Source organism: Vibrio sp. 10N.222.49.A3, assembly GCF_041475145.1.
Lineage (GTDB): Bacteria > Pseudomonadota > Gammaproteobacteria > Enterobacterales > Vibrionaceae > Vibrio > Vibrio tasmaniensis_A.
Window position 1 is genome coordinate 1 of the sequence record NZ_JBFRVM010000093.1, and the last position, 26015, is coordinate 26015.

Annotated in this window: 22 protein-coding genes and 5 tRNA genes; 11 read left to right on the plus strand and 16 right to left on the minus strand. The window is 43.9% G+C overall.

Annotation, left to right across the window (positions count from 1 at the left end):
* Positions 1–45: 45 nt before the first annotated feature.
* The 9 genes from AB4589_RS16740 to lolB form a co-directional block, all read right to left on the minus strand.
* Positions 46–122 (minus strand) — tRNA-Met (locus AB4589_RS16740).
* A gap of 77 nt (positions 123–199) precedes the next feature.
* Positions 200–274: transfer RNA gene (locus AB4589_RS16745), tRNA-Gln, on the minus strand.
* Positions 275–304: 30 nt separating this feature from the next.
* A tRNA-Leu gene (locus AB4589_RS16750) sits at positions 305–389 on the minus strand.
* Between the two features lie 67 nt (positions 390–456).
* Positions 457–533: transfer RNA gene (locus AB4589_RS16755), tRNA-Met, on the minus strand.
* A gap of 280 nt (positions 534–813) precedes the next feature.
* Positions 814–1905: a redox-regulated ATPase YchF gene (gene ychF / locus AB4589_RS16760; protein WP_372101208.1), complete on the minus strand. Its 1092-nt coding sequence runs from the start codon at positions 1903–1905 to the stop codon at positions 814–816.
* A gap of 10 nt (positions 1906–1915) precedes the next feature.
* Complete coding sequence (gene pth, locus AB4589_RS16765; RefSeq protein ID WP_010439162.1) at positions 1916–2506, minus strand: aminoacyl-tRNA hydrolase; 591 nt, start codon at positions 2504–2506, stop codon at positions 1916–1918.
* 370 nt (positions 2507–2876) lie between these two features.
* On the minus strand, positions 2877–3821 hold the full coding sequence (locus tag AB4589_RS16770; RefSeq protein ID WP_012603389.1) for a ribose-phosphate pyrophosphokinase: 945 nt from the start codon (positions 3819–3821) through the stop codon (positions 2877–2879).
* A 27-nt stretch (positions 3822–3848) separates the two neighbouring features.
* Positions 3849–4724 carry a 4-(cytidine 5'-diphospho)-2-C-methyl-D-erythritol kinase gene (gene ispE / locus AB4589_RS16775; RefSeq protein ID WP_041472749.1) on the minus strand — a complete coding sequence of 292 codons (876 nt, stop codon included), beginning with the start codon at positions 4722–4724 and terminating at the stop codon, positions 3849–3851.
* Positions 4721–5368 (minus strand): lipoprotein insertase outer membrane protein LolB, encoded by a 648-nt coding sequence (lolB, locus tag AB4589_RS16780; protein WP_076668657.1) that lies wholly within the window; start codon positions 5366–5368, stop codon positions 4721–4723. The genes ispE and lolB overlap by 4 nt, the downstream gene beginning before the upstream one ends.
* Positions 5369–5528: 160 nt before the next feature.
* Here lolB and hemA point away from each other — a divergent pair, with 160 nt between their 5' ends.
* The 8 genes from hemA (at position 5529) to ybaK (ending at position 13874) form a co-directional block, all read left to right on the plus strand.
* Complete coding sequence (gene hemA / locus AB4589_RS16785; RefSeq protein ID WP_017110181.1) at positions 5529–6788, plus strand: glutamyl-tRNA reductase; 1260 nt, start codon at positions 5529–5531, stop codon at positions 6786–6788.
* Positions 6789–6816: 28 nt separating this feature from the next.
* Positions 6817–7905, plus strand: a complete 1089-nt coding sequence (prfA, locus tag AB4589_RS16790; protein ID WP_372101211.1) for a peptide chain release factor 1 — start codon at positions 6817–6819, stop codon at positions 7903–7905.
* 5 nt (positions 7906–7910) lie between these two features.
* Positions 7911–8783 (plus strand): peptide chain release factor N(5)-glutamine methyltransferase, encoded by an 873-nt coding sequence (gene prmC / locus AB4589_RS16795; RefSeq protein ID WP_135444905.1) that lies wholly within the window; start codon positions 7911–7913, stop codon positions 8781–8783.
* Between the two features lie 190 nt (positions 8784–8973).
* Complete coding sequence (locus tag AB4589_RS16800; protein WP_371710127.1) at positions 8974–9357, plus strand: SirB2 family protein; 384 nt, start codon at positions 8974–8976, stop codon at positions 9355–9357.
* 27 nt (positions 9358–9384) lie between these two features.
* The gene (locus AB4589_RS16805) at positions 9385–10194 is read left to right on the plus strand and encodes a SirB1 family protein (protein ID WP_009848725.1); all 810 of its coding nucleotides are present in this window, start codon (positions 9385–9387) and stop codon (positions 10192–10194) included.
* Between the two features lie 22 nt (positions 10195–10216).
* The gene (gene kdsA / locus AB4589_RS16810; RefSeq protein ID WP_083784152.1) at positions 10217–11071 is read left to right on the plus strand and encodes a 3-deoxy-8-phosphooctulonate synthase; all 855 of its coding nucleotides are present in this window, start codon (positions 10217–10219) and stop codon (positions 11069–11071) included.
* Positions 11072–11620: 549 nt separating this feature from the next.
* Positions 11621–13282 carry a bifunctional UDP-sugar hydrolase/5'-nucleotidase UshA gene (ushA, locus tag AB4589_RS16815; protein WP_029223112.1) on the plus strand — a complete coding sequence of 554 codons (1662 nt, stop codon included), beginning with the start codon at positions 11621–11623 and terminating at the stop codon, positions 13280–13282.
* Positions 13283–13400: 118 nt separating this feature from the next.
* Positions 13401–13874 carry a Cys-tRNA(Pro) deacylase gene (gene ybaK / locus AB4589_RS16820; protein WP_372101214.1) on the plus strand — a complete coding sequence of 158 codons (474 nt, stop codon included), beginning with the start codon at positions 13401–13403 and terminating at the stop codon, positions 13872–13874.
* A gap of 107 nt (positions 13875–13981) precedes the next feature.
* Here ybaK and rluF read toward each other — a convergent pair whose 3' ends face one another.
* The 3 genes from rluF to AB4589_RS16835 all read right to left on the minus strand — a co-directional run bounded on the left by rluF (position 13982) and on the right by AB4589_RS16835 (position 16188).
* Positions 13982–15121 (minus strand): 23S rRNA pseudouridine(2604) synthase RluF, encoded by a 1140-nt coding sequence (rluF, locus tag AB4589_RS16825; protein WP_372101216.1) that lies wholly within the window; start codon positions 15119–15121, stop codon positions 13982–13984.
* Positions 15122–15298: 177 nt separating this feature from the next.
* Positions 15299–15880 carry a DNA endonuclease SmrA gene (gene smrA / locus AB4589_RS16830; RefSeq protein ID WP_372101218.1) on the minus strand — a complete coding sequence of 194 codons (582 nt, stop codon included), beginning with the start codon at positions 15878–15880 and terminating at the stop codon, positions 15299–15301.
* A gap of 167 nt (positions 15881–16047) precedes the next feature.
* Positions 16048–16188 (minus strand): DUF3149 domain-containing protein, encoded by a 141-nt coding sequence (locus AB4589_RS16835; protein ID WP_004736246.1) that lies wholly within the window; start codon positions 16186–16188, stop codon positions 16048–16050.
* A 255-nt stretch (positions 16189–16443) separates the two neighbouring features.
* Here AB4589_RS16835 and AB4589_RS16840 point away from each other — a divergent pair.
* Positions 16444–16520 (plus strand) — tRNA-Pro (locus AB4589_RS16840).
* Between the two features lie 280 nt (positions 16521–16800).
* Here the strand turns inward: AB4589_RS16840 and AB4589_RS16845 are convergent.
* Both AB4589_RS16845 and AB4589_RS16850 read right to left on the minus strand, forming a co-directional pair.
* The gene (locus tag AB4589_RS16845) at positions 16801–17223 is read right to left on the minus strand and encodes a hypothetical protein (RefSeq protein ID WP_017103972.1); all 423 of its coding nucleotides are present in this window, start codon (positions 17221–17223) and stop codon (positions 16801–16803) included.
* Between the two features lie 121 nt (positions 17224–17344).
* A complete protein-coding gene (locus tag AB4589_RS16850) occupies positions 17345–18232 on the minus strand; it encodes a TraB/GumN family protein (RefSeq protein ID WP_017103973.1) in 888 nt (295 codons plus the stop codon).
* A 404-nt stretch (positions 18233–18636) separates the two neighbouring features.
* Here AB4589_RS16850 and AB4589_RS16855 point away from each other — a divergent pair, with 404 nt between their 5' ends.
* Both AB4589_RS16855 and AB4589_RS16860 read left to right on the plus strand, forming a co-directional pair.
* The gene (locus tag AB4589_RS16855) at positions 18637–21291 is read left to right on the plus strand and encodes a beta-N-acetylhexosaminidase (RefSeq protein WP_017099142.1); all 2655 of its coding nucleotides are present in this window, start codon (positions 18637–18639) and stop codon (positions 21289–21291) included.
* A 536-nt stretch (positions 21292–21827) separates the two neighbouring features.
* Entirely contained in the window at positions 21828–22541 is a 714-nt protein-coding gene (locus AB4589_RS16860; protein ID WP_372101221.1) for an oligogalacturonate-specific porin KdgM family protein, read from the plus strand.
* 249 nt (positions 22542–22790) lie between these two features.
* Here the strand turns inward: AB4589_RS16860 and AB4589_RS16865 are convergent, their stop codons facing one another.
* Both AB4589_RS16865 and AB4589_RS16870 read right to left on the minus strand, forming a co-directional pair.
* The gene (locus AB4589_RS16865) at positions 22791–23231 is read right to left on the minus strand and encodes a DUF411 domain-containing protein (protein WP_029223113.1); all 441 of its coding nucleotides are present in this window, start codon (positions 23229–23231) and stop codon (positions 22791–22793) included.
* Positions 23221–25995: a copper-translocating P-type ATPase gene (locus tag AB4589_RS16870; RefSeq protein WP_372101223.1), complete on the minus strand. Its 2775-nt coding sequence runs from the start codon at positions 25993–25995 to the stop codon at positions 23221–23223. Before AB4589_RS16870 ends, AB4589_RS16865 begins: the two co-directional genes overlap by 11 nt.
* Between the last annotated feature and the right edge of the window lie 20 nt (positions 25996–26015).

Below are 26015 nucleotides of genomic sequence, written 5' to 3' on the forward strand. Positions count from 1 at the left end.
ATTCAATATAACGTTGTTTGTACTTTTTCTTTCATAAAGAAAGAATGGTGGCTACTGCGGGATTCGAACCTGCGACCCCATCATTATGAGTGATGTGCTCTAACCAACTGAGCTAAGTAGCCATCTGAGAGCGAAGTAATATAATATAATCTCGCTTCCAATGCCATTATCTTTTTAAAGATAATTACACTTTAAATTGTGGCTGGGCTACCTGGATTCGAACCAGGGAATGCTGGCATCAAAAGCCAGTGCCTTACCGCTTGGCGATAGCCCAACAATGATATCATTTAAGATATCTAAATAATGGTGCGGTCGGAGAGACTTGAACTCTCACACCTCTCGGCGCCAGAACCTAAATCTGGTGCGTCTACCAATTCCGCCACGACCGCTTTATTTCCTAAAAACTCTTTGTTGTCAAAAGACATACGTTTAATAACAAACAGAGTGCTTAGGAAATGGTGGCTACTGCGGGATTCGAACCTGCGACCCCATCATTATGAGTGATGTGCTCTAACCAACTGAGCTAAGTAGCCATTTCCAAATTGTTGCTCATTTCGAGACGTTGCCGCTTCGTTGTGAACGGGGCGCATTATGCGGAGTTGAGTGAAACCCGTCAACTTTTTTTTTGAATAAATCACGAATAAACATCTGTTCGGTTTCTTTTTAGTCAAAGAGGCGTATTTGTCAGCAAGAAATAGGTTCAAATGCCGATATATATAGGAAGTTAAGTTTTGGATAAGAAGCTCTTTAGAAAGAGCGAAAACGAAAAAGGCCAGTGAATTCACTGGCCTTTTATTAGATGTTTATCGGTAATTAAACGTTGAAACGGAAGTGAACAACATCACCGTCTTTAACGATGTATTCTTTGCCTTCAAGACGCCATTTACCTGCATCTTTTGCTCCGCTTTCACCGCCAAATTCGATGAAATGTTCGTAACCAACTACTTCTGCACGGATGAATCCTTTTTCGAAGTCGGTGTGGATCTTGCCTGCAGCTTGTGGCGCAGTCGCACCTACAGGGATCGTCCAAGCGCGAACTTCTTTAACACCTGCAGTGAAGTAAGTCTGAAGAGTAAGTAGTTCGTAACCAGAGCGGATCACTCGGTTAAGGCCTGGTTCTTCGATACCCATGTCTGCAAGGAACTCTTCACGATCTTCATCGTCAAGTTCAGAAAGCTCAGATTCGATTGCAGCACAAACAGCAACAACAACGTTGTTCTCTTTTTCTGCGTACTCACGAACTGCGTCTAGGTAAGAGTTGTTTTCAAAACCATCTTCAGCAACGTTTGCGATGTACATTGTTGGCTTAAGCGTTAGGAAGTTAAGGTAGTCGATCGCCGCTACTTCTTCTTTAGCAAGTTCAACAGTACGAGCCATACCACCTTCTGTCAGGATAGGTAGTAGCTTTTCAAGAACCGTAGTTTCGAATTTAGCGTCTTTATCGCCGCCTTTTGCTTTTTTAGCATTGCGGAATATTGCACGTTCACAGCTATCTAGATCGGCAAGAGCAAGCTCAAGGTTGATCACTTCGATATCTTCGATAGGTGATACTTTGCCTGAAACGTGAACGATGTTTTCGTTTTCAAAGCAGCGTACAACGTGACCGATAGCATCAGTTTCGCGGATGTTAGCTAGGAACTTGTTACCTAGACCTTCGCCTTTAGATGCGCCAGCAACTAGGCCTGCGATATCTACGAATTCCATTGTCGTTGGAAGGATCTTCTGTGGATTAACAATTTTTGCTAATGCATCTAAGCGTAGATCTGGAACCGGAACGATACCTGTGTTTGGTTCGATCGTACAAAATGGAAAGTTTGCTGCTTCGATGCCTGCTTTAGTCAGTGCGTTAAACAGAGTTGACTTACCAACGTTTGGTAGACCAACGATGCCACATTTAAAACCCATGATATAAACCTTATTCTGCTTTGAACGTATGTAAGCGATTTTGTGCTTTTGGTAGGCCATCTTTCAATAAGATGTCTAGGCTACGAACCGATTCGTCAACGACAGCCTCGATACACTCTTGCTCTTTCGCAGGAGCTTTGCCTAATACATAACCTGCAACTTTATCTTTGTGTCCTGGATGGCCAATGCCTAATCTAAGACGATAGAATTCTTTATTGTTACCCTGTTTGCTGATGATGTCTTTCAGACCATTATGTCCACCATGACCACCACCTTTTTTAAACTTTCCAATACCTGGAGGAAGATCTAACTCATCGTGAGCGACCATGATCTCTTCTGGTTTAATTTGGTAAAACTTTGCTAAGGCCGCAACAGCTTTGCCTGACAAGTTCATAAAAGTCGTTGGGATCAGCAAACGAAGATCTTCACCATGAACCATGATACGACCCGTTAGGCCAAAGAACTTTGGTTCGTTCTTCAGTGTCACGTTGTGTACACGTGCTAATTCTTCAACTACCCAAGCACCCGCATTGTGGCGAGTTTTGGCGTATTCTGGACCTGGATTAGCCAGTCCAACGAGAAGTTTTATTTGTTGGCTCAAGGTATGGATCTCTCTTGGGATTTCAAAAAGCGCCGTATGATATCACAGTTTATGAAAAAGGTGCGAGCTAGCTGATAGCAACTCAATGATTCAAACTGTGGTCAAATTCACTTTGTGGTCGTTATACCAATCGTAGTAAATAACTGGTCACCCTAGCTGGTTAAAATGCTCGATAACTGCGTTATAATTTTTGATTGTAGAATAACTACTTATCAAAAAATCACGCCTTGTTCTCAAGCTTTTTTCCTGCGCTATTTCTGAATACTTACTTACTGTGATTGGTATTAGATATAAAAAAAGCACTTCATCGAATGAAGTGCTTAATATCTTTTTCAGATTGTTCTGCTAAAGCAAAGCTATAGAGCTTTGATTAGTTGAACATCGCAGAGATAGACTCTTCGTTGCTGATACGACGAATCGCTTCAGCAAGCATGCGAGAAAGGCTTAGCTCAGTCACTTTACCTGTCGCTGCCATTTCTGGAGAAAGCTTGATTGAATCGGTAACAATAACTTGGTCTAGAACTGAATTGCGGATGTTTTCTGCAGCAGTACCAGAGAATACTGCGTGAGTTGCGTAAGCGAATACACGCTTAGCACCGCGCTCTTTAAGCGCTTCAGCTGCTTTACACAGTGTGCCACCAGTATCGATCATGTCATCAACGATAACGCAGTCACGACCTTCAACATCACCGATTAGGTTCATTACTTCAGAAACGTTAGCACGTGGACGACGCTTATCAACGATAGCGATGTCAACATCACCTAGCGCTTTAGCTGTAGCACGAGCACGTACAACACCACCAAGGTCTGGAGAAACCACTACTGGGTTTTCTAGGCCACGGTTAGCCATGTCTTCTAGAAGAACTGGAGTGCCGAAAATGTTATCAACAGGTACATCGAAGAAGCCTTGGATTTGCTCCGCGTGTAGGTCGATAGTAAGAACGCGGTCAACGCCAACGTTAGAAAGGAAATCTGCAACAACTTTTGCAGTAATAGGCACACGAGCAGAACGTACACGACGATCTTGACGGGCATAACCGAAGTAAGGGATTACAGCAGTAATACGGCCAGCAGAAGCACGGCGCATTGCGTCAATCATTACCACCAATTCCATAAGGTTGTCATTGGTTGGTGCACAAGTTGATTGAATCAGGAATACATCGCTACCACGAACGTTTTCATTGATTTGAACAGCGACTTCGCCATCAGAAAAACGGTCTACAGTAGCATCGCCAAGAGAGATGTATAGACGATCAGCAATACGTTGGGCTAGTTCAGGTGTTGCGTTACCAGCAAATAGCTTCATATCAGGCACGGTGGAAACCTCGGGTTGCGTCCAGTTTTAAATAGATTGTGGGTGGGCTGATTGGTATTCAGCCAAAGTTTCTTTCAAAGGCGAAATGTTTCGTCCTTTCGCGACAAACGCGGAAACTGTGTCAGGTAGTTGCTCTAGCACCAGTTCGGCTTCTTTTTTGCTGCTAAATTCAGCAAAAACGCACGAACCTGTACCAGTCAATCTCGACGGCGCGTATTGTAGCAGCCATGAAAGTTGCTTATCAACCTCTGGGTACAGCATTCGCACAATTTTTTCGCAATCGTTTACGTATTCTTGCTCTAGAAGCGTTGATAGTGCTCGCTTCGGCGTATTTCGAGTTAATTCTGAATGTGTGAATATATCTACAGTTGCTATGCTCACTTGAGGTTTAACAACGAGATACCATTTTTCATCCGGATTAGCGGGTTGCAGTTGTTCACCAACACCTTCAGCAAAGGCGGCGTGGCCTCTAACGAAGACCGGAACGTCTGCACCAAGCTTTAAGCCAATCTCTGCTAACTGGTCATCAGACAGGTTGAGTTGCCATAAATGGTTGAGAGCGACTAACACGGTTGCGGCATTTGAAGAACCTCCGCCAATGCCACCTCCCATAGGAAGCACTTTCTTTAACTGAATATCCGCACCGAAAGTCGTCGATGTATGTTGTTGAAGGGCAGTTGCGGCTTTCCAAATCAGGTTATCTTCTGTCGCAACACCTGGAATTTCAGGTGTGATTGTTATCGAGCTTGTTTCTCGGTTTGCGGTAACCGTAAGTTCATCGCCAAAGTCGACAAACTGAAATAGGGTCTGAAGTTCGTGATAGCCATTGTCGCGTCGGCCAGTGATATAGAGAAATAAATTCAGCTTAGCTGGCGAAGGCCAGTGCGTTGGCGTTGTTATCATTTTTTCAGTGTCCACTTCGAAACTACAATGTTGATTTTGTTCTCGTCTTGCTTGAATGACAATCGAGTAGGGAGGGGAATTGTCTCTACCTTTGCGTTGTCTTCATCTGATAGTTGCTTACTCGGCATCTCTGTATTGCGATAGTTAGCAAAATTCAGTGTCCATAATTGACTGCTGACTTGTTTAGACAGAGATTCAAGCGTGTTGGTGCTGTTGAGTTGGTAGCTATCTGCTTGGTCGGGAATGCCAAGGAACCATTGCGGCAGGTGATCAATGGGGATCTGCAATCCAGTAAGTTGCTCTACCAATACAGATGCACTTGCATGGGTGAATACCTGATCATCATAAGTGACTACTTTGGCACCCGAGTTGTCAATCGTGAGGTTCAAGGCGGTCTGACCAAGGAAAGTGGTCAGTCTCAATTGGCTTTGATTTGGGGAGTGCTTCCAAATGAAATTAAGGCTTTGGCGTTGCTCTGGAGAAATGTAAGCGAGCTTGCCTGAGGCTTGGTAGTTTTCTATCTGTAGAAGACGGTTTTGGTGACTTTGCCACTCAACGCTGGTCGGTTGTTCTGGTATAGACGAGCAACCCACCATAATTATGGTCATAAAAATAAGAGACGTGATTTTACGAAGCTTGCTCATATTTGCTCACAACTTGTTCAAATTTATCTAAAAAACGCTTCAACTATAGCATTGAATTCACGAACTCAGGAAAACAAATCCCGCTTGCTCTTTAAATAGAGCCATGCATCAAGTAAAATTCGCCCCTTGTTTCCATTCCCTGATCGAGAACTTCTGATACATGTCTTTGCTTGCCGTAGGTATCAATCACAATACAGCGTCGGTTGAATTGCGAGAAAAAGTCGCTTTTGGTCCAGATAAATTATCTGAGGCACTTAAGCAACTTAACGCAAATGCACACGTAAATGGAAGTGTCATACTTTCTACCTGTAATCGAACTGAAGTGTATTGTGACGTCAAAGGCGTGGCAAAAAACAAGTTGATCGATTGGCTGTCTGTATTTCATCAAGTTAGCCCTGAAGAATTAAAACCGAGTATCTACATCCATGAAGAACAAGCCGCGATTAAGCATTTAATGCGCGTTGCCTGTGGTCTGGACTCTCTGGTTCTGGGCGAACCGCAAATTCTTGGTCAGGTAAAACAGGCTTACACCGATTCGCGAGAGAACAAATCTGTTGATGCTTCAATGGAAAAACTGTTCCAGAAATCATTTTCTGTTGCGAAGCGAGTTCGAACTGAAACCGAAATTGGTGGCAGTGCTGTTTCTGTTGCTTACGCAGCCTGTACGTTAGCTAAACACATCTTTGAATCAATTGCTGAATCAACGGTGTTATTGGTGGGTGCGGGAGAAACCATTGAACTGGTTGCTAAACACTTGTCAGCTAATGGTTGTACCAAGATGATTGTGGCTAACCGAACTCGTGAGCGTGCTTTAGGGCTAGCTGAAGAATTTGGTGCTGAAGTGATCAGCCTGAATGAGATTCCTGATCATCTGCATCGAGCGGATATTGTGATCAGCTCAACCGCAAGTCCGTTACCTATTATTGGTAAGGGCATGGTAGAGACCGCGCTCAAGACAAGAAAACATCAACCGATGTTGTTGGTTGATATCGCTGTGCCTCGTGATGTTGAGTCTCAGGTCGGTGAACTGAGTGATGCTTACCTGTATTCCGTTGATGATCTTCAGTCGATCGTTGATGGCAATATCGAGCAACGTAAAGTTGAAGCAATTCAGGCTGAAGCAATAGTCAGTGAAGAAAGCGCCGCGTTCATGAGTTGGATGCGTTCACTGCAAGCGGTAGACAGTATTCGCGACTATCGTAAATCGGCCAATGAAATCCGAGAAGAATTATTAAGTAAGAGTTTACAATCACTTGCTGCTGGCGGTGACCCTGAGAAAGTCTTACTTGAGCTAAGTAATAAGCTCACAAACAAATTGATCCATGCTCCAACGCGTGCACTTCAAAGTGCAGCAGAGCAAGGAGAACCTGCAAAATTAATGGTCATTAGACAGAGTTTGGGTCTAGAAAACCCTCAATAATATTCGACCTCCAACAGAATAAGACATTATGAAAGCCTCGATTCTAATAAAGCTTGAAACACTTGTTGAACGCTATGAAGAAGTTCAACATCTACTTGGTGATCCCGATGTACTTGGGAATCAAGATAAATTCCGTACCTTGTCAAAAGAGTATTCTCAATTAGAAGAGGTGACGGGGTGCTTTAAATCATACCAGCAAGCTCAAGAAGATTTAGAAGCTGCTGAAGAGATGGCAAATGAAGACGACGCAGAAATGCGTGAAATGGCTCAAGAAGAAATCAAAGATGCGAAAGCGAACATTGAACGTCTGACTGATGAGCTGCAAATTCTTCTGATTCCAAAAGATCCAAACGATGAGCGTAACTGCTTCTTAGAGATTCGTGCCGGCGCAGGTGGGGATGAAGCGGGTATCTTTGCGGGTAACCTTTTCCGTATGTACTCTAAGTTTGCCGAGAAAAAAGGCTGGCGCGTCGAAGTAATGAGCAGCAATGTTTCAGAGCAGGGCGGCTTTAAAGAGATGATCGCTAAAATCAGTGGCGACGCTGTTTACGGCACAATGAAGTTCGAGTCTGGCGGTCACCGTGTACAACGTGTACCTGAGACTGAATCTCAAGGTCGTGTTCATACATCAGCATGTACCGTTGCGGTTATGCCTGAGATCCCAGAAGCTGATCTACCAGAAATCAAAGCTGGCGACCTTAAGATCGACACTTTCCGTGCATCTGGCGCGGGTGGTCAGCACGTTAACACCACGGATTCAGCAATCCGTATTACTCACTTACCAACAGGTACAGTTGTAGAGTGTCAAGACGAGCGTTCTCAGCATAAAAACAAAGCGAAAGCGATGGCTGTTCTTGCGGCTCGTATCGTTCAAGCTGAAGAAGAGCGTCGTGCTGCCGCGATTTCAGATACACGTCGTAACCTATTAGGTTCTGGTGACCGTAGTGACCGTATTCGTACGTACAACTACCCTCAAGGCCGTGTTTCTGATCACCGCATTAACTTAACTATCTACCGCCTGAACGAAGTTCTAGAGGGTGATATGCAAAGCCTGCTTGATCCTGTTCTACAAGAGCACCAAGCCGATCAACTAGCAGCACTTGCTGAGCACAACTAATTACTATGCAGTCAGCATATACGGTTGAAAGTGCTTTAAAGTCAGCAATCGTACAGCTTCAAGAGGGCGATAACACGTCGCCCTCGATTGATGCTGCGGTACTGCTTTGTCACGCCTTAGATAAACCTAGATCTTACCTACTGACTTGGCCTGAGAAGCATCTCACTTCAGAACAAGAATCCGAATTCCATATCCTTCTAAAACGTCGCTTAATCGGTGAGCCTGTGGCTTATATTGTTGGTGAACGTGAGTTTTGGTCGCTACCGTTAAAAGTCTCTCCTTCTACTTTAATCCCGCGTCCAGATACGGAACGTTTGGTTGAAGTGGCGTTAGACAAAACGTATGGCAAGCAAGGTGCGATTCTCGATTTAGGAACTGGTACAGGTGCGATTGCTTTGGCATTGGCGTCTGAGATGCCGAACCGACCAGTGACGGGAATTGATCTTCGTCCGGAAGCGCAACAACTTGCGACAGAAAACGCTCAGCGATTAAATATCACTAACGCCACTTTTTTACATGGCAGTTGGTTTGAGCCTTTGAACCTGGCTAACTCTGAAAAAGAAGCGGTGAAGTTCTCGTTGATTGTCTCTAACCCACCTTACATTGAGAAGAATGACCCTCATTTATCTCAAGGTGATGTGCGTTTTGAACCGATCACAGCGTTAGTGGCTGAAGATAAAGGTTTAGCTGATATTCGATACATCTCTGAAAACGCACGAAGCTTTTTAGAAAACGAAGGTTGGTTAGCGTTTGAACACGGTTACGACCAAGGTTTAGCTGTACGTGAGATTATGCAGGCGCTCGGATATCTCGATGTTGTGACAGAGAAAGATTACGGTGGTAATGACCGAGTGACATTGGGTCGTTACTGTTCATAGGCTGCTGTTAATCATCTTGTGAGCAATAGATGATTAACTTGCTAAATTGATACCTTTAACTCGAAAATACACTTAGCTCGATAATGCATTTAACGCAGAAATACAGAGATTTTACGCAGAACTACAGAGCATTAACGGGTATTGTGTGGCTCGTGTTAACGAAAGACATATAAAAATATAAAGGAATACCATGTACGAAGGTCTAAAACATTTTCACCTATTAACGATTGCTATAAGCGCACTGCTTCTTTCGATTCGTTTCGTTCTTATGATGGCTAACTCACCGAAGCTTAAGCATCCTTTCTTACAGCGTTTCCCTCATATCAATGACTCATTGCTGTTGCTTTCGGGTATTGGTTTGATTTTTATCACTGGCTTTATTCCATTTACACCAGCAGCACCCTGGTTAACCGAAAAACTAACCTGTGTTATGGCTTACATCGCATTGGGTTTCTTTGCGCTTAAGCTAGGTAAAAACAAGCTACTGAGAGTGTTCTCTTTCTTTGGTGCGCTTGGCTGGTTAGCGATGGCAGGTAAAATTGCAATGACGAAGACACCAACATTTTTCGGTTAATTATCTCCTTATTTCGGTTAACTACCTATGTACGAATTTTTTGATGAAGACTTTGACCAGCTAGAGTTAGCTGAAGGTGCATTGATCTTAAATAAAGCGATTAACCCAGAAACTCAAGACAGTTGGGCAGAACAAGAGTTGGCGAGATTGTTGAAAGACGCCGAGTTTGCTTTGGTTAACGAAACGGATGAACAGCAGAAATTTGAATCCTTTATTCGACTATTCTTTTATGAGTGGGGTTTTGCTGGGGATAAAGATGCGTATTTTTCTTCGGAAAACGCATTTATCGATAAAGTACTTGAGAGAAAAAAAGGCATTCCAGTGAGTCTTGGTGCGATCTTTCTGTATCTAGGTCGCAAGTTAGGCTTCCCTGTTGAAGGCGTATCTTTCCCAACTCAATTCTTACTTAAAGTGAGTTGGTTCGGGCAAGCTGCTGTATACATTAACCCGTACAACGGCGAGTACGTTGGCGTGCAAACTTTACGAGCATGGCTTATTGGGCATGATGGCCCACTAGCTAAGGTAAAAGCTGAACACTTAGAAGTTGCTGACCACCCAACGATTATTGGTAAGTGGCTAGCGTTACTTAAGAGTGCATTGCTGCGAGAAGAGCGTTATACGCTTGCATTGAAGTGTACTGACCTTGCGTTAACGTTTGTGCCGGATGATCCGTATGAAATCCGCGACCGCGGCTTTATTTATCAGCAGCTAGACTGTCATCAAGTCGCTGCTACGGATTATCAATATTTTATCGACCAATGCCCAGATGACCCTGCATCTGAGCTACTAAAATCTCAAGTGAACGTCATGAACGAAAAGACAGTGGTTGTTCACTAATTAATAATTATTTAGAGAGAATATGATGGAACAGAAAACAGTTCACATTGGCAATATGCCAATTGCTAATGACAAGCCATTTACGCTATTTGCAGGTATGAACGTTCTTGAATCTCGCGATCTCGCTATGCAGATCTGTGAGCACTACGTGAAAGTAACAGAGAAGCTGGGTATCCCTTATGTATTTAAGGCGTCTTTCGACAAAGCAAACCGTAGCTCAGTTCACTCATACCGTGGTCCTGGCATGGAAGAAGGTCTTAAAATTTTCCAAGAGCTGAAAGATACTTTTGGCGTGAAGATCATTACTGATATTCACACAGAAGCACAAGCTCAGCCTGTTGCTGATGTGGTTGATGTAATCCAACTTCCGGCGTTCCTAGCTCGTCAAACCGACCTTGTTGAAGCGATGGCTAAGACTGGCGCGGTAATCAACGTGAAGAAACCTCAATTCATGAGCCCAGATCAAGTGGGTAACATCGTTGATAAGTTTGCTGAATGCGGCAACGACAACATCATTCTTTGTGAACGTGGTTCTTGCATGGGGTATGACAACTTAGTTGTTGATATGCTTGGCTTCGGTGTAATGAAAAAATCATCAAACGGCAGCCCAATCATCTTTGACGTGACTCACGCGCTTCAAATGCGTGATCCATCAGGTGCTGCATCTGGCGGTCGTCGTGAGCAAACGGTTGAACTAGCTAAAGCGGGCATTGCGACGGGTATTGCTGGTCTATTTCTTGAGGCTCACCCGAACCCGGATCAAGCACGCTGTGATGGCCCATCGGCGCTACCGCTAGATAAACTAGAACCGTTCTTGAAGCAGATGAAAGCACTTGATGACCTTATCAAAGGCTTCGAGCACATCGAAATTAAATAGTTTTATCTGATGTTAAGTCACTAGTATTAACTAGAGAATGTTAACTCGTTATTTGATTGCAATAGACAAACGCCCAACTCTTAGAGTTGGGCGTTTTTTAATGGAACATCCGTTGAGTTCACCGAAGCCTCGGCCTATTTGGGCTATGACTAAGCTGTCTGAATGGCTGTTCACGAACTTGTTTTTCAGTGCGTCAATCTACGATAGGCGATTAAATTCTTGTTAACAGAGCCTCTGATTCCCTAAGAAAGGGGTATAGGTGTGTGAGGTCTGTCCTGTTTGTAGTGAATTGCTGACATTCATCACACTTTATAAGTAAACGATTGCCTGTGATGCAGGGGAAGTTTGAGTGTAATCTCATAATTTTGTTACACTTAACTGTTGATCTATGCGTGACCAATTCGACATAAATATGAAATCGTCGTGTTACATTTAGAATGTTAATTTAAGATTAGTCATGTTGAAGTCTTATTGTTCGAACTCCAGACAAGGAGTCGCAATGGATTATAGAAAGCAGTGGATTCCCCTAAAAAGTTCAAAGGTATGACAATGAAGCAACGCCTTATTCTAAAAACAGCACTAAGTGCTGCAATCCTAGCTACTTTGGCTGGATGTGCGTCTCAATCAGCTCATGATTGGAACCAAGACGAAACTTATAAGCTAACTATCCTGCATACGAACGACAACCATGGTCGTTTTTGGCAGAACAAATATGGCGAATACGGCATGTCTGCACGTAAAACGCTTGTTGACCAACTTCGTGCAGAAGTTGAAGCTGAAGGCGGTAGCGTGTTGCTTCTATCTGGCGGTGACATCAACACTGGTGTACCAGAGTCAGACCTTCAGGATGCAGAACCTGATTTTAAAGGTATGAATAAAATTGGTTACGATGCAATGGCATTAGGTAACCACGAGTTCGATAACTCACTAGACGTACTGCAAAAACAGATCGACTGGGCAAACTTCCCAATGCTATCTGCAAACATCTACGACAAAGCGACAGGCGAACGTAAATTCCAAGCTTACGAGATGTTTGAAAAGCAAGGTATCAAGATTGCTGTTATCGGTCTAACGACTGAAGATACTGCGAAAATTGGTAACCCAGAATTTATTGCTGGTATCGATTTCCGTGACCCTAAAGAAGAAGCGAAGAAACTGATCGCTGAACTTAAAGAAACAGAAAAACCAGATCTTATCTTCGCTGTGACTCACATGGGTCACTACGAAAATGGTCAGCGTGGTGTTAATGCTCCGGGTGATGTAGCACTAGCTCGTTACCTAAATGAAGGCGATCTAGATATGATCGTTGGTGGTCACTCTCAAGAGCCTGTATGTATGGAAGGCCCTAACGTTGCGAAGCAAAACTTCAAGCCGGGTGATGAGTGTAAACCAGACGTTCAAAACGGTACTTACATCGTTCAAGCTCACGAGTGGGGCAAGTACGTAGGCCGTGCTGATTACGAATTCCGTAACGGCGAACTAGAGATGGTGAGCTACGACTTGGTTCCCGTTAACCTTAAGAAGAAAGTTAAGATTGACGGCAAGAAGCAACGAGTTCTTATTCAAGATGAAATCGCACAAGATCCAGAGCTGCTTGAATTCCTACGTCCTTTCCAAGAACAGGGCCAAGCTCAGTTAGAAGTTCAAATCGCTGAGACAAATGGCAAGCTTGAAGGTGACCGTAACGTAGTTCGCTTCCAACAAACTAATCTGGGTCGTTTGATTGCTACTTCTCACATGGAGCGTGCAAAAGCAGACTTCGCTGTGATGAACTCTGGTGGCGTTCGTGACTCAATTGAAGCCGGCGATGTGACTTATAAAGATGTACTAACAGTACAGCCTTTTGCAAACATCCTGACTTACACTGATATGACTGGTAAAGAAGTTCTAGATTACCTAAACGTAGTGGCGACTAAACCTGTTGATTCAGGTGCTTATGCACAGTTTGCAGGTATTTCTATGACTGTCGCTGACGGTGAAGTATCGAATGTCTTCATCGGTGGCAAGCAGCTTCGTTTAGATGAAACATACCGCTTTACGGTACCAAGCTTTAACGCTGCTGGCGGTGACGGTTACCCTAAACTGTCTGATCACCCTGGCTTTGTGAACACAGGTTTTGTTGACGCTGAAGTACTAAAAGAGTACCTAGAAGCAAACAGCCCTGTTGATGTGAACAAGTACGCGCCTTCAGGTCAAATGGTTTACAAGTAATTGAACCCAGTTAATTGAATCACTAGGTGCTAAATTAGATTGACTCTAGCACCATGATAAATTTAACTAAAGCGACGCCTCGGCGTCGCTTTTTGTTTATCTATCGTTTGGATTTGTTATGACCCCTGCAATCAATCTCGCCAAGAAAAAGAAAATCGCTCACAGTGTGCATCAGTATCATCATGATGCGAATAACACGAATTATGGATTAGAGGCTGTCGAAGCGCTTGGTCAAGATCCCAAACGTGTATTCAAAACGCTTTTGTTCAGCTTGAGTGGTGTGGCGAAAGATTTGGCGGTTGCCGTTATTCCCGTCGATCAGAAGCTAAATCTAAAGTTTGCAGCAAAAGCGGCGAAAGGTAAAAAAGCAGAGATGGCTGATCCAGATATTGCTCAGAAAACGACAGGTTATGTGGTGGGAGGAATCAGTCCTCTTGGTCAGAAAAAAGCATTGCCTACCTTTGTTCATTCCAGCGCTACCGATTTTGAAACGATATGCGTGAGTGCAGGGAAGAGAGGGTTAGAGATCGAGCTAGACCCGAAAGACTTAGTACTACTTACGCGTGGTCAGTTTGCTGAACTATGCCTGTAGCTTGCGCTTTCCATAACGATAAACGTACATGATCATAAATAAAACGCCCGCTAGACTAATCTAGCGGGCGTTTCTTTATCGACAGTCCCGTTTTGAAAGGATTCTGACTACTTTTTCAAACCTAAAGTACCACCAACACGTTTCGTTACAGGCTTGTTCGGTCTGTTTGAATCTGGACTGCGGTTTGTCGGTTTACCGCTTCTACGTTCGTTATTGTCGCGATCTGTGCGATTGCGATCCGAACGGTTTTTATCTGAATTAGAACGCTCTGAACGAGAGTTTGATTTCCAGTTCTCGGTATTGCCACCGCCACCGCTTTCACCGTTCGATGAGTTACGGCCACGCTTTGAGTTAGGCGCATGACGGAATTCATCCGCATTGTTACCGCGATAAGTGCGAGTACGGTTCTCGTTTTGATTACGGCGCGCTGTTGAAGTTTGGTTCTCTTCACGGCTATCAAAAAGTTTCGCGTCAGTCGCTTTACGAATGCGTTGACCTTTCGCGTTCATTTTTGACGCATCTTCAGTACTTACTGAGCCTTCACACATCGCCAAGATTTCAGTAATCTCTTCGTCGCTCAGGTAGCGCCATTTTCCGTTAGGAATGCCGTCTAATGAGATGTTCATAATACGAACACGGCGAAGCTTAAAGACTTCATATCCGAGGGCTTCACACATACGGCGAATCTGACGGTTAAGGCCTTGCATTAATGTGATGCGAAACGAGAACTTGGTCTCTTTCTCTACCTTACATGGCAAGGTAACAGTGTCGAGAATATGAACGCCAGCGCCCATTTGCTTCAAGAACTCAGTCGTAATAGGTTTATCTACACGAACCACGTATTCTTTTTCGTGGTTGTTACCTGCACGTAGGATTTTGTTTACGATATCGCCGTCGTTGGTCAAGAAGATAAGACCATCAGAAGGCTTATCTAGACGACCGATAGGGAATATACGCTTGTGGTGACCTATAAAGTCGACGATGTTGCCTGGAATATCACGCTCAGTAGTACAGGTGATACCTGTTGGTTTATTAAGAGCAATGTAGATCGGCTTTTCTCTTGAACGAACAGGTTTATTGTCGATCTCAACATCATCACCAGGCAAGACTTTAGTACCCATTTCAGGGATCTTACCGTTAATAGTAACTCGGCCAGCATCAATGAGCTTATCGGCTTCGCGGCGTGAGCAAAAACCAGTTTCACTGATGTATTTATTAAGGCGTTTAGCTTGGGATTCTTGTGACATGATATTCTCTTAGCGTTTCACAACGGAAATATAGATAAACAAAAAGCAACCTTTGGATAGTTGCTTTGAGTTGGGATTCGTTAACTGAGGACAATTTTAGCACTTGGTGTGAGTCTAGGCACGAAATATCGCTCTTGATGCAAGACCGCTATTAGCTTACTTATCTATCTCAACTTATCAACTGCTGCGCTTTTGATGGCGCTCTCTGTTCTCTAGCTTTTTGTCATTACTCTTTCTGAGCATGGCATAGACCGCACCTGTACCACCGTGAAATTGCTGAGCTGAATGAACACATTGAACATCGTTAATTTGTGTTAGCCAATTTGCCACGTAGCTTTTCATCATTGCTGGTGGATTCGAACGCTCACCTTTACCGTGGACAATGATAACGGTGCGAACATCCATTCTTAAACACTGGCGTAAAAATGAGAGTACTTCGTTACGAGCGTCTTTCAGTGTTTTCCTGTGAAGGTCGAGTTTGGCTTGAATTGGATACTTGCCCAAGCGCAGCTTTTTGTATACGCCTTCTTGTACGCCATCTTTTTTATAAGCAATGACATCGTCAGGTTTGATCATTGGAGAGTAGTCTAATGATAAGTAGTCTTTCTCGTCGTCAGACAGCCACATAGCGGCTTCACGCTTAGCAAGGTGAGATTCTGTGACTCGGTGTACTTTCTGGTGTTCGGCGGTGTCATGGTCGATACGTTTAACATCGCCCATCATTTCTTGGAATAGATCTAAGTCGTCATCATGAGACATAGTGTGTATCTCAAGTTGGATAAGGATAAGGTAAGTATACCTAAGTTGAGGCCGGGTTTAAAAATGAAAAAACCGGAGAAGACAATAAGTCGGCTCCGGTGCAAAGCGTTTTTACATCTACCTAAAGAAAATGATACTTAAAAGTAGATGATTTAGGCTGAGCGATTCTAGTGAGGAGATTTTTCAGTCATAACTTTGTAGATGAAGAAGCCTCCATAGAACATCATGAGACCCAGAGCCCCGAATATTACTATCATTGAAGATAGCCCCACCGCATTACCAAATAGGAGTTCTAGCCAAAAGTCCATGTGTATACCTCAAAGTTATATGACACGAGTTAGTGTATTAACTGGTGTTATCAATTCACTGATCTGGATCAATCCTGTTTCATAAGTTAAATACTTGTTGGTAACTGTGTGTTTTTCGTCACATTGGCATTTCACTTGTACGTCTTTTGTTCGAACGATTCGATATTGTAAAAAAGAGTGAAAAAAGCCCTTGCGGATAAACTCAGAATCCGTATTATACGCTTCATCGACAGGCAATCAGCCAGTTAGATATCTCGGTGAATAGCGCAGCTTGGTAGCGCATCTGGTTTGGGACCAGAGGGTCGGGGGTTCGAATCCCTCTTCACCGACCACATTAAGAAAGCCTGCTCAATGAGCAGGCTTTCGTCGTTTTAGAGCGTTGGAAATAGGATTAGAACCAAAGTGGGGTTCGCCTGATGTTCAAAATAAGATCTTCACTGCCACATTGAAGAAAGCCGTAGCACTCTCGTAATAGAGGGGGCTACGGCTTTTTTGCATTTTGGTATATGTGTCATTCCCTAGAGCGACGAAGGAGCGAGTCGGGAATCTCTTGTTGTTCTAAACATCCCGTATAGAGAAAGGATTGACTCAATAAGCCAGCCGAAAATCTGTTTACTTCACATCACACGTGATGTTCTTGATTGGCGTCTCTGAAGTAACAAAGCAAACATACGCTTCAACAGGGTTATTTCGACCAATTCGAATGTAACCCGCCTGTATTTCATCTTCGTTAAACGTCACCGAGTGAGAGTTACTCGTTTGGCCATCGTAAAAGCTCGCTTCAAATTTTCTATTCATTTGGCTCGCGATACGGTTGCGTGTCGTCGATGTAATGAACGTAATATTGGCACAGCGCATCGGTGGCTTCTCAGTGATCAGAAACTGGCCGCTTTCTTTATCTAACACACCGCCTTTTGTATCCGGTTGAATGTCTATCGCCTGAAACTGTTCGATGGTACAAGTTTCTTTAGCCGTCACTACCGTAGGCATGAGGATCGCTAGGGCTAAAGGTAAAGCAAAGAGTACTAGTTTCATGAGAACAACACCGTATATAAAAAGAGAGAAAGATAATAACACCGTTATGGTGCGATTAAGTGTAATGATTCAGTTATTAGGTAATGGTTATATTATGAGAAGGTCATGGTATCGAATTTAGTTAGTTGTCGTCACTAGTCTCAAATTGACACCGGGCCTGTTGGCTTTGTGATTGTTGAGTGACATTGAAACCTTTCTCTTCTAACAACTGCAATAAGTTACCTTCTCCTATTAGGTGCAAGGCGCCAACCACAATTAAGTAGCTCTCTTTCGAGTCAAGTTTCCAATCATTGGCGGATAGTTTGTTTGCCCAGTCTATATTGCGATCGGTTAAAAATGCTTTCTCTAGTTCAGGTGACATCTCAGACAGCTCTGCGAAAGCTTCCAGCTTCGCTAAATCACCCGCTTTCCAACTTTCGATTAAGCAATGAACCACACGATCAGTTTGGTCAAACTCTTCAAGGCTACTGACTAACCACTCCTTACCGTCGTCCTTTTGTTTTGTCATCAGGTCTATTTGGAATTGAAGCGGCTCTAAGCTGATAACGGGAACATCTTGGATAGTCGCTTTGTAAGCTAGCGTCGCATCAACGCCGCCGGCGGAGCCATAACCAAGTTTTTTTAACTGCTGCATCTGTATCGATAGAGAGGTTGCCCAAGGCGGTGAGTTAAGCAGTTGTTGCGTTGGCATACCCAATGATTTTGATATGTCGGTTAATAATTGTTTTTGTTGTTTGTTTAATACATCAGCGGTGGTCACTTTGGTCGTCGGATAAACGACACCCTCTGTCTTTCTTATATCCGTTTCGATAACTAAGCCATCACTGTTTTTTAGCGCGTCGGTGATGGCCGAAGGAAGTGGGTACATACTTTTATCCCCAACGTGCACAGAACCTAAGATAGTAAGCGTCAGATCATCCTTTTTGGCTTGCCAATAAAGAGGCTCGGCCGCAGCTTGTTTGGCTGAAAATGCGAGAACGAATAAAGTTACGTACAAAAATGTGCGCAAGGAAAGCTCCTATTAAAAGATATGAACTCGTTAAAATTGATTTTGACGGCGTTTTTTAACGGTTTTTTTTGAGAACGATGTCACGTTGTTTGTACGAAAAGTATAACCACACGAACAAACTCTTAAACCTTTCTCCCTACCAACAACACGATTTTATGAAATCCTTTAAAAAGATTGTGATTCAATTCTCAGTTTTTACGTCAAAATAAAAATGACGGAAGTGCCGTAGGTTGTAACTTTATGATTTTAATATAATTAATTTTATCAGTGTTTTTGAGATTTGAAGCCGATCACTTTATTAACCTGATTTAATTCACGGCAAAAAATAAGCCCATATAGTTTATCTAACTTTCGAAGCGCTCCACTTTGCTTCTAACTCAATTTTAAATTTATGGGTGAATACGATGTTGAAGAGAAACTTACTATCTGTAGCGGTACTGGCTGGTTTGACGGGTTGTGCTGTAACGCAAGCACCTGAGCAACAGGTGGTTAATGCACTGGCTGATAACCTTGATGTGCAATATGAAATTCTAACCAATCACGGTGCGAATGAAGGCATGGCTTGTCAGGACCTAGGTGCTGAGTGGGCGTCATGTAATAAAGTGAACATGACCCTGACCAATGACGGTGAAGCGATTGATTCGAAAGATTGGACTATCTACTTCCATAGTATTCGCCTTATTTTAGATGTTGATAACGAACAATTTAAAATCACTCGTGTAACGGGTGACCTACACAAACTAGAACCTACAGATAAGTTCGATGGTTTTGCCGCTGGTGAAGAAGTGATTCTTCCGTTAACGAGTGAGTACTGGCAACTGTTTGAAACTGACTTTATGCCGGGTGCATTCGTAACTGCGCCAAACGCAGAACCTAAGATGATTGCTTCATTGAATACTGAAGATGTCGCGTCGTTCGTAACAGGTTTGGAAGGAAACAACCTTAAGCGTACACCTGATGACAACAATGTCATGGCGACTGCGGTTACGCGTTTCGAAAAGAATGCGGATCTAGCAACGCAAGACGTTTCAACAACGCTTTTACCAACCCCAATGTCGGTAGAAGCGGGGGAAGGTTCAGTGAGTATTGCTGGTGGTATCGCCCTACCTAAAGAGGCATTCGATGCTGAGCAGTTCGCTGCAATTGAAGAACGTGCAGATGTGGTAAACGTAGATGTGAGTGGCGACCTACCTGTTAGTGTTGCCGTTGTTCCTACTCAGTTTACGGGTGATTTAGCAAAATCTGGCGCTTATGAACTAAGCATCTCGGAAGAGGGGATTGCGATTAAAGCGTTTGATAAAACAGGTGCTTTCTACGCAGTTCAGTCTATTTTTGGCCTAATAGACAGTCAGAACGCTGAATCACTACCACAACTGTCGATCAAAGATGCACCACGCTTTGATTACCGTGGTGTGATGGTGGATGTTGCTCGAAACTTTCACTCAAAAGATGCCATCCTAGCGACGCTAGATCAAATGGCTGCATACAAGATGAATAAACTTCACCTTCACTTAACTGATGATGAAGGTTGGCGTTTAGAAATCCCAGGTTTACCAGAGCTAACGGATGTAGGGTCTAATCGTTGTTTTGATTTGGAAGAGCAAAGCTGTTTACTGCCTCAGCTAGGTTCAGGTCCAACAACAGACAACTTTGGCTCTGGTTTCTTTAGTAAAGCGGATTACGTCGAGATCTTAAGCTACGCAAAAGCGCGCAGCATCGAAGTAATTCCAGAAATTGATATGCCAGCACACGCTCGTTCTGCTGTGGTATCAATGGAAGCGCGTTACACTCGCCTAATGGCGGAAGGCAAAGAAGCTGAAGCAAGTGAATATCGCTTGATGGATCCACAAGATACTTCAAACGTGACGACTATTCAGTTCTACGATAAGCACAGCTTCATCAACCCATGTATGGAATCATCGACTCGCTTTGTTGATAAAGTGATTACTGAAATTGCAGCAATGCACAATGAAGCGGGTATGCCGCTAACGACTTGGCACTTTGGTGGTGATGAAGCGAAAAACATCAAGCTAGGCGCAGGCTTTCAAGATGTTGATGCTCAAGACAAAGTGGCATGGAAAGGTAACATTGAGCTAGACAAGCAAGACAAGCCATTCCAACAGTCTCCACAATGTCAGTCTTTGATTGCTGATGGTTCAGTGAGTGATTTTGGTCACCTGCCTGGCTACTTTGCAAAAGAAGTATCAAAAATTGTTGCAGACAAAGGCATTCCTCACTTCCAAGCTTGGCAAGATGGCTTGAAGTATGTGGAAGAGGGTGAATCTGGCTTCGCTACTGAAACTACTCGCGTTAACTTCTGGGACGTTCTTTACTGGGGCGGCACTTCATCAGTGTACGACTGGTCAGCGAAAGGTTATGACGTGATTGTCTCTAACCCAGATTACGTATACATGGATATGCCATACGAAGTTGACGCAGCAGAGCGCGGTTACTACTGGGCAACGCGTGCAACGGATACTCGTAAGATGTTTGGCTTCGCACCAGAAAACATGCCACAAAACGCGGAAACCTCATTAGACCGTGACGGCAATGGCTTCACTGGTAAAGGCGAGATTGAAGCAAAACCTTTCTACGGCTTGTCTGCACAGCTTTGGTCTGAAACAGTACGTACCGACGAGCAGTATGAATACATGGTGTTCCCTCGCGTACTTGCAGCAGCAGAGCGCGCATGGCACAGAGCTGATTGGGAAAACGACTACAAAGTGGGCGTTGAATACTCTCAAGATACCGACCTAGTAAATAAGCAGTCTTTAAACAACGACTTTAATCGCTTCGCGAATATTGTTGGTCAACGTGAACTGGCTAAGCTTGAGAAAGCGGGTATTGATTACCGACTACCAGTTCCGGGGGCAAAAGTTATTGATGGCAAGCTAGCGATGAACGTTCAATTCCCTGGCGTAGAGCTTCAATACTCAGCGGATGGTGAAAACTGGTTAACGTACGATGAGCAACAACGTCCTTCGGTTTCAGGCGAAACTTACATCCGCTCTATCTCTGAAAGTGGCGAGAAAGTAAGTCGAGTGACTTCGGTGAAATAATCGATAAGCAACATTAATAGATGAGCTCCCTAACTATTATCTTACTCAGATAAAAGTGGGAGCTTTTTTTTCGTCCAAACTAAGTTCGGTACATTCGTTAAACTGAAACATATAGAAATAACCTTTGTTTATAACGTCAACAATGCACATAAGGTGAGCTTCATCGCAAAAGTGACGCACTTCTCATTCTTCTCTTCAAAAAATAAGTCCGCCATAAAAAACTATAAATCAGGTGTGATTGAAACAACTGAATCTAATTTTATGCCGTGAAATAACGTGATCTTGATCCGTTTTGATTATTGGGTTTCTTTTTTTATCTATTTTTATGTTTTTAAGTTGTTGATTTATTTAGGTTAAATAACTTTCCTTTTTTTGATGGTGAGAGAGATCACTCTGCTTGCCTTTTTATTTTGAAACGTAAATTAAATCGAGCAAGATAGATTTCATGCCAGGGAGGCTACCAATTACTCAAGCGGCGAAGGTGAATGATATACCGAAGATATGTCGCTGAAAAATTTAAACTAAGGCAGTTTACTATGAAAAAAATTATCGCTCTAAGTGCACTTTCTCTTGCTTTCGCTTCTAGTGCTTTCGCTGGTTCTTCTTACGTTACAGGTAATATCCAATTTCACGACGATGGCCGTATCCACGGTTCTGATATGACTTCGACTCTAGAAGCTGGCCACACGTTTGACAACTCTCTAGGCGGTTTAACTGTTTACACTGAGTTTGATGGCATCCAACTTGGCGACCTTGAAGGTCTAACTGCTGCTGAAACTGGTGGCGACGCAACAATTGGTCAAGCAAATGCATTCATCACTGTTGGTGGTGAGCAAGCTTTCAATATCACTGACAACCTATGGGTTACAGCGGGTTACCAACATGTCTTCTCTGCTGGCGAGAGCATTCAGTTCCGTCCACTGGTTAAAATTGGTTACAACTTCGACAACGGTATCTCTATTAGTAACCGTACTCGTGCACACATCGATGACACTTCTGCAGATGCTGACACTGATTACCGCATGGATAACCGCATTGCTTACTCTGTAAACGAAGACCTAGCGCTTAGCTACAACAACGTATACATGATTGATGCTGAAGCTATGGATCACGAGCTTCGTGCAACATGGACTCGTCAAGGTGTTCAACCTTACTTCGAATTTCGTAGCCAAGCTAACGGAGTTGATTTCGCGAACGGCGCGTCTAAAACAAACAACGCATTCGTATTCGGTGCATCTTACGGCTTCTAAGCTGACTCACTTGGCTGCTTAATCGATTAGATTATTAGCCAAGTGAGTTTCTTCGCTAATTAGCTTTTTTGTTAAATAGAGTTTTTGCTAACTAGCGACGAAAACATAGTGGTACTAACAGCCCGGTTGGTGCCGCGACAAGATTTGCTTTACTGTCCAAAAGCAAAGAGCCTAGTAAGTAAACCAGAGTCTTGGGTTTACTTAATGCTAGGCTCTATTTTTATTGCTGTTCGTAGGTCTAATTACGCTCTATTTTCCGTTGTAATGACGGTATTCAAACACCTGACCTTTCTCGTTAAACGCATACACAGAATACTCGTCTTTCTTATCGCCATACTCCATGCCCGGAGAGCCCATTGGCATGCCTGGAACCGCCAAGCCAATCGCATTGCGTGGTGGGTTCTCTAAAAAGGCTTTCACGTCCTCTGCAGGAATGTGCCCCTCAAATACGTAACCGTCGATCTCTGCCGTATGGCAAGAAGCCAGTTCTGGCGTTACTCCTAACTTCTGCTTGATTGGGTTCATGTCATCATGGAGTTTCTCTGTGACATCGAAACCTGCGTCTTGCATGTGTTCTGTCCATTCTGTGCAGCAGCCACAATATGGAGACTTATGGTTTAGTACATTAGTAGCGAGAGCTTGTCCTGAAATTGCAGCGAGTGCAGTAAGAGTCATAACTTTACGAATCATGGTGAACCTCATGAATATGGTTTTTGTTGATATTATAATGAGTGGGTTTGAACAATCTTAATCTGTTGGCATTGCTGACTACGGTGATTGATGACATCGCCATCGCAGCGCCTGCAACGACAGGGCTAAGTAAAAACCCGAAGAATGGGTAGAGCACACCAGCCGCAATTGGAATACCTAACGAGTTATAGATGAAGGCACCAAACAGGTTTTGCTTCATATTTCTCACGGTCGCCTGGGAGAGCTCGATCGCATTACTCACAGACAGTGGCGACGAGTTCAGCAGCGTCATTTGCGCACTTTCAATCGCCACATCACTACCACTGCCCATTGCGATTCCTATATCCGCTTGAGCAAGAGCTGGTGCATCGTTAATACCGTCTCCTACCATGGCAACGCTCTTATATTGTTGAAGCTGAACAATATGCTGAGCTTTCTGCTCTGGTAGTACTTCCGAGATAACCTCGTCGATACCGACGTTTTTACCTATTGCTTGAGCCACAGAGTCGTTGTCGCCCGTTAATAGTACGGTGTGAATTCCGGCGGATTTTAGTTGAGCAATGGCTTGTTTGCTATCTATTTTTAACGAGTCTGAAATGCCCAATATGCCTTCCAGCTTTTGATCGATTACAACGAAGATGGGTGTCCATGCTTGTGTACGACAAAGCTCGATGAAATCCGCGCCAATGTCTGTATTGACACCGAGTTGGGTGAGGAACTTAAGCGAGCCAACTTGCACGTTCTTGCCGTTAATTATTGCCTGTACCCCAAGCCCTCGTTGGTTTTCAAATTCGCTGTGGGGTAGTGCTGAAACTTGTAAGCTCTCAGCATATTGGCAAACGGCTTTCGCTAATGGGTGTTCTGACCCTACCTCTACCGAATAGGCGTAAGCCAGCAGTTCTTGTTCTGTTAAGTCGCCATAAAAGGCCTGCTGAACGGTTGGTTTACCTTGGGTTAGGGTGCCTGTTTTATCAAATACGACAGCATCAATTTTGCTTGCAGATTGCAACACATCTGCATCCTTGATCAGAACACCAAACTCAGCGGCTTTGCCAACGCCAACAGTAATAGAGAGCGGTGTCGCTAAGCCCAATGCGCATGGGCAGGCGATGATTAGCACTGTTGTTGATACCACTAGCATGTAACTTGCACTCGGTTGTGGTCCAACAAAAAACCAAACTAGGGCGGCAATGGCTGCGATCGCGACCACAACTGGTACGAAAACGGCAGAGATAGAGTCGGCAAGCTTCGCAATCTCAGGCTTGCTGCTTTGTGCTTGGCGAACCATCTGAATGATTCGAGCCAACATGGTACTTGAGCCAATCCCCGTAGCTTCAATGATTAAGCTGCCATCACCATTAATGGTACCTGCTGAAACGCCATCATTAATTGATTTAACGTTGGGAAGCGGTTCGCCAGTCAGCATCGATTCATCGATATAAGATTCGCCAGATACCACGACACCATCGACAGGGACTTTTTCTCCCGGTTTCACTCGTACGTGCATACCGACTTGAATAGCCTCGACGGCGATGGTTTGCTCTTTACCATCGACGATAACCACAGCCTTTTGTGGTTGTAAATTAATCAGTGCCTGCAAAGATTTGGTGGTGCGTGCCTTGGCTTTGGCTTCAATGTAGTGACCCAAAGAAATAAGGCCAACAATCATTGCGCTCGCTTCAAAATAGACATGGCGTGATGGTTCTGGGAACCATGATGGAATCAGCACAACCAACATTGAATAGAACCACGCAGCGCCTGTACCCAAAGCAACTAACGTGTCCATAGTAGCGCGCTTGTGCATCAGTGATTGCCAAGCGTTCGTGAAGAAGCTGCGTCCTGAAGTGGCTAGCAGTACCAAACAGACGACACCGACCAATCCCCAAGCCAATTGGTCGTTAAATGTAGCAATGGTCATGCTGCCACCGAACAGACCCCACGCCATCATTGGAGCACCGATCAGCAGCGCGCTTACTGAGTTCTTTAGGAAAGCTTTTTGGGTACGAAGTTGTTGTTCTTGCTGTTTTTGTTGTTGAGTTGCCGCGTCATCAACGAACTCGGCACCGTAACCTGCGTTTTTCACCGATTCTATTAGCGCGCTCTCGATGACGTCACGTGTTTCAGATGTGAAGACCAAGGCTGTCTGTTCAGCGAGGTTGATCTGAGCTTGGTCGACGAACTCATTCTTTTTCAGCGCTTTCTCTACCGAAGAAACACAACTCGCACACGTCATTCCCTCAAGAACAAGGTGATAGGTATATTGGCTAGCAGCAGGTTTATCTTGTGTCTGCTCCACTGGCGCTGTTTTTTTATCGTCTTCTGAATTAGATAAAGGCTCATTAACCTCAGAGTAGGGAGCCGCGTGATAACCCACACTTTCGATTAGCTCAATAAGCTCGGATTCTGAAAGCAGAGTAACCAAGGACAATTCATGTTTGCTGACTTCTAGGTCTGAGATTTGCTCGGTCTGCTCAAGCGCTTGTGTCATCTTGTTCACGCACTTACCGCAGCTAAGACCGGATAACGAAAGGTGCAGTTTATTGCCCATGCTATAACCAAGCGTCGCTAACTGTTGGTTGAGTTGAACGTAATTAAAAGGAGTAGAAATATCGATGTGGGTCGGCGATATATCATTGATCGTCGTGTTGTCGAATTCGCCAAACAGTGTGCGAACTTTCTTCGCACAACCCATGCAATTTAGGCCGTTGAGCATAGCTGTGTAATGGTTCATATCGATACTCCAATTCTCATCTACGCCTAACATAAACCTTCCCGTAAGGGTAA

Bases quoted from the DNA above. Each gene is read 5' to 3' on its own strand.
- ychF (WP_372101208.1), bottom strand. From the start codon at position 1,905: ATGGGTTTTAAATGTGGCATCGTTGGTCTACCAAACGTTGGTAAGTCA.
- ispE (WP_041472749.1), bottom strand. From the start codon at position 4,724: ATGATAACAACGCCAACGCACTGGCCTTCGCCAGCTAAGCTGAATTTA.
- lolB (WP_076668657.1), bottom strand. From the start codon at position 5,368: ATGAGCAAGCTTCGTAAAATCACGTCTCTTATTTTTATGACCATAATT.
- hemA (WP_017110181.1), top strand. From the start codon at position 5,529: ATGTCTTTGCTTGCCGTAGGTATCAATCACAATACAGCGTCGGTTGAA.
- prfA (WP_372101211.1), top strand. From the start codon at position 6,817: ATGAAAGCCTCGATTCTAATAAAGCTTGAAACACTTGTTGAACGCTAT.
- prmC (WP_135444905.1), top strand. From the start codon at position 7,911: ATGCAGTCAGCATATACGGTTGAAAGTGCTTTAAAGTCAGCAATCGTA.
- AB4589_RS16800 (WP_371710127.1), top strand. From the start codon at position 8,974: ATGTACGAAGGTCTAAAACATTTTCACCTATTAACGATTGCTATAAGC.
- AB4589_RS16805 (WP_009848725.1), top strand. From the start codon at position 9,385: ATGTACGAATTTTTTGATGAAGACTTTGACCAGCTAGAGTTAGCTGAA.
- kdsA (WP_083784152.1), top strand. From the start codon at position 10,217: ATGATGGAACAGAAAACAGTTCACATTGGCAATATGCCAATTGCTAAT.
- ushA (WP_029223112.1), top strand. From the start codon at position 11,621: ATGAAGCAACGCCTTATTCTAAAAACAGCACTAAGTGCTGCAATCCTA.
- ybaK (WP_372101214.1), top strand. From the start codon at position 13,401: ATGACCCCTGCAATCAATCTCGCCAAGAAAAAGAAAATCGCTCACAGT.
- rluF (WP_372101216.1), bottom strand. From the start codon at position 15,121: ATGTCACAAGAATCCCAAGCTAAACGCCTTAATAAATACATCAGTGAA.
- smrA (WP_372101218.1), bottom strand. From the start codon at position 15,880: ATGTCTCATGATGACGACTTAGATCTATTCCAAGAAATGATGGGCGAT.
- AB4589_RS16835 (WP_004736246.1), bottom strand. From the start codon at position 16,188: ATGGACTTTTGGCTAGAACTCCTATTTGGTAATGCGGTGGGGCTATCT.
- AB4589_RS16845 (WP_017103972.1), bottom strand. From the start codon at position 17,223: ATGAAACTAGTACTCTTTGCTTTACCTTTAGCCCTAGCGATCCTCATG.
- AB4589_RS16855 (WP_017099142.1), top strand. From the start codon at position 18,637: ATGTTGAAGAGAAACTTACTATCTGTAGCGGTACTGGCTGGTTTGACG.
- AB4589_RS16860 (WP_372101221.1), top strand. From the start codon at position 21,828: ATGAAAAAAATTATCGCTCTAAGTGCACTTTCTCTTGCTTTCGCTTCT.
- AB4589_RS16865 (WP_029223113.1), bottom strand. From the start codon at position 23,231: ATGATTCGTAAAGTTATGACTCTTACTGCACTCGCTGCAATTTCAGGA.
- AB4589_RS16870 (WP_372101223.1), bottom strand. From the start codon at position 25,995: ATGTTAGGCGTAGATGAGAATTGGAGTATCGATATGAACCATTACACA.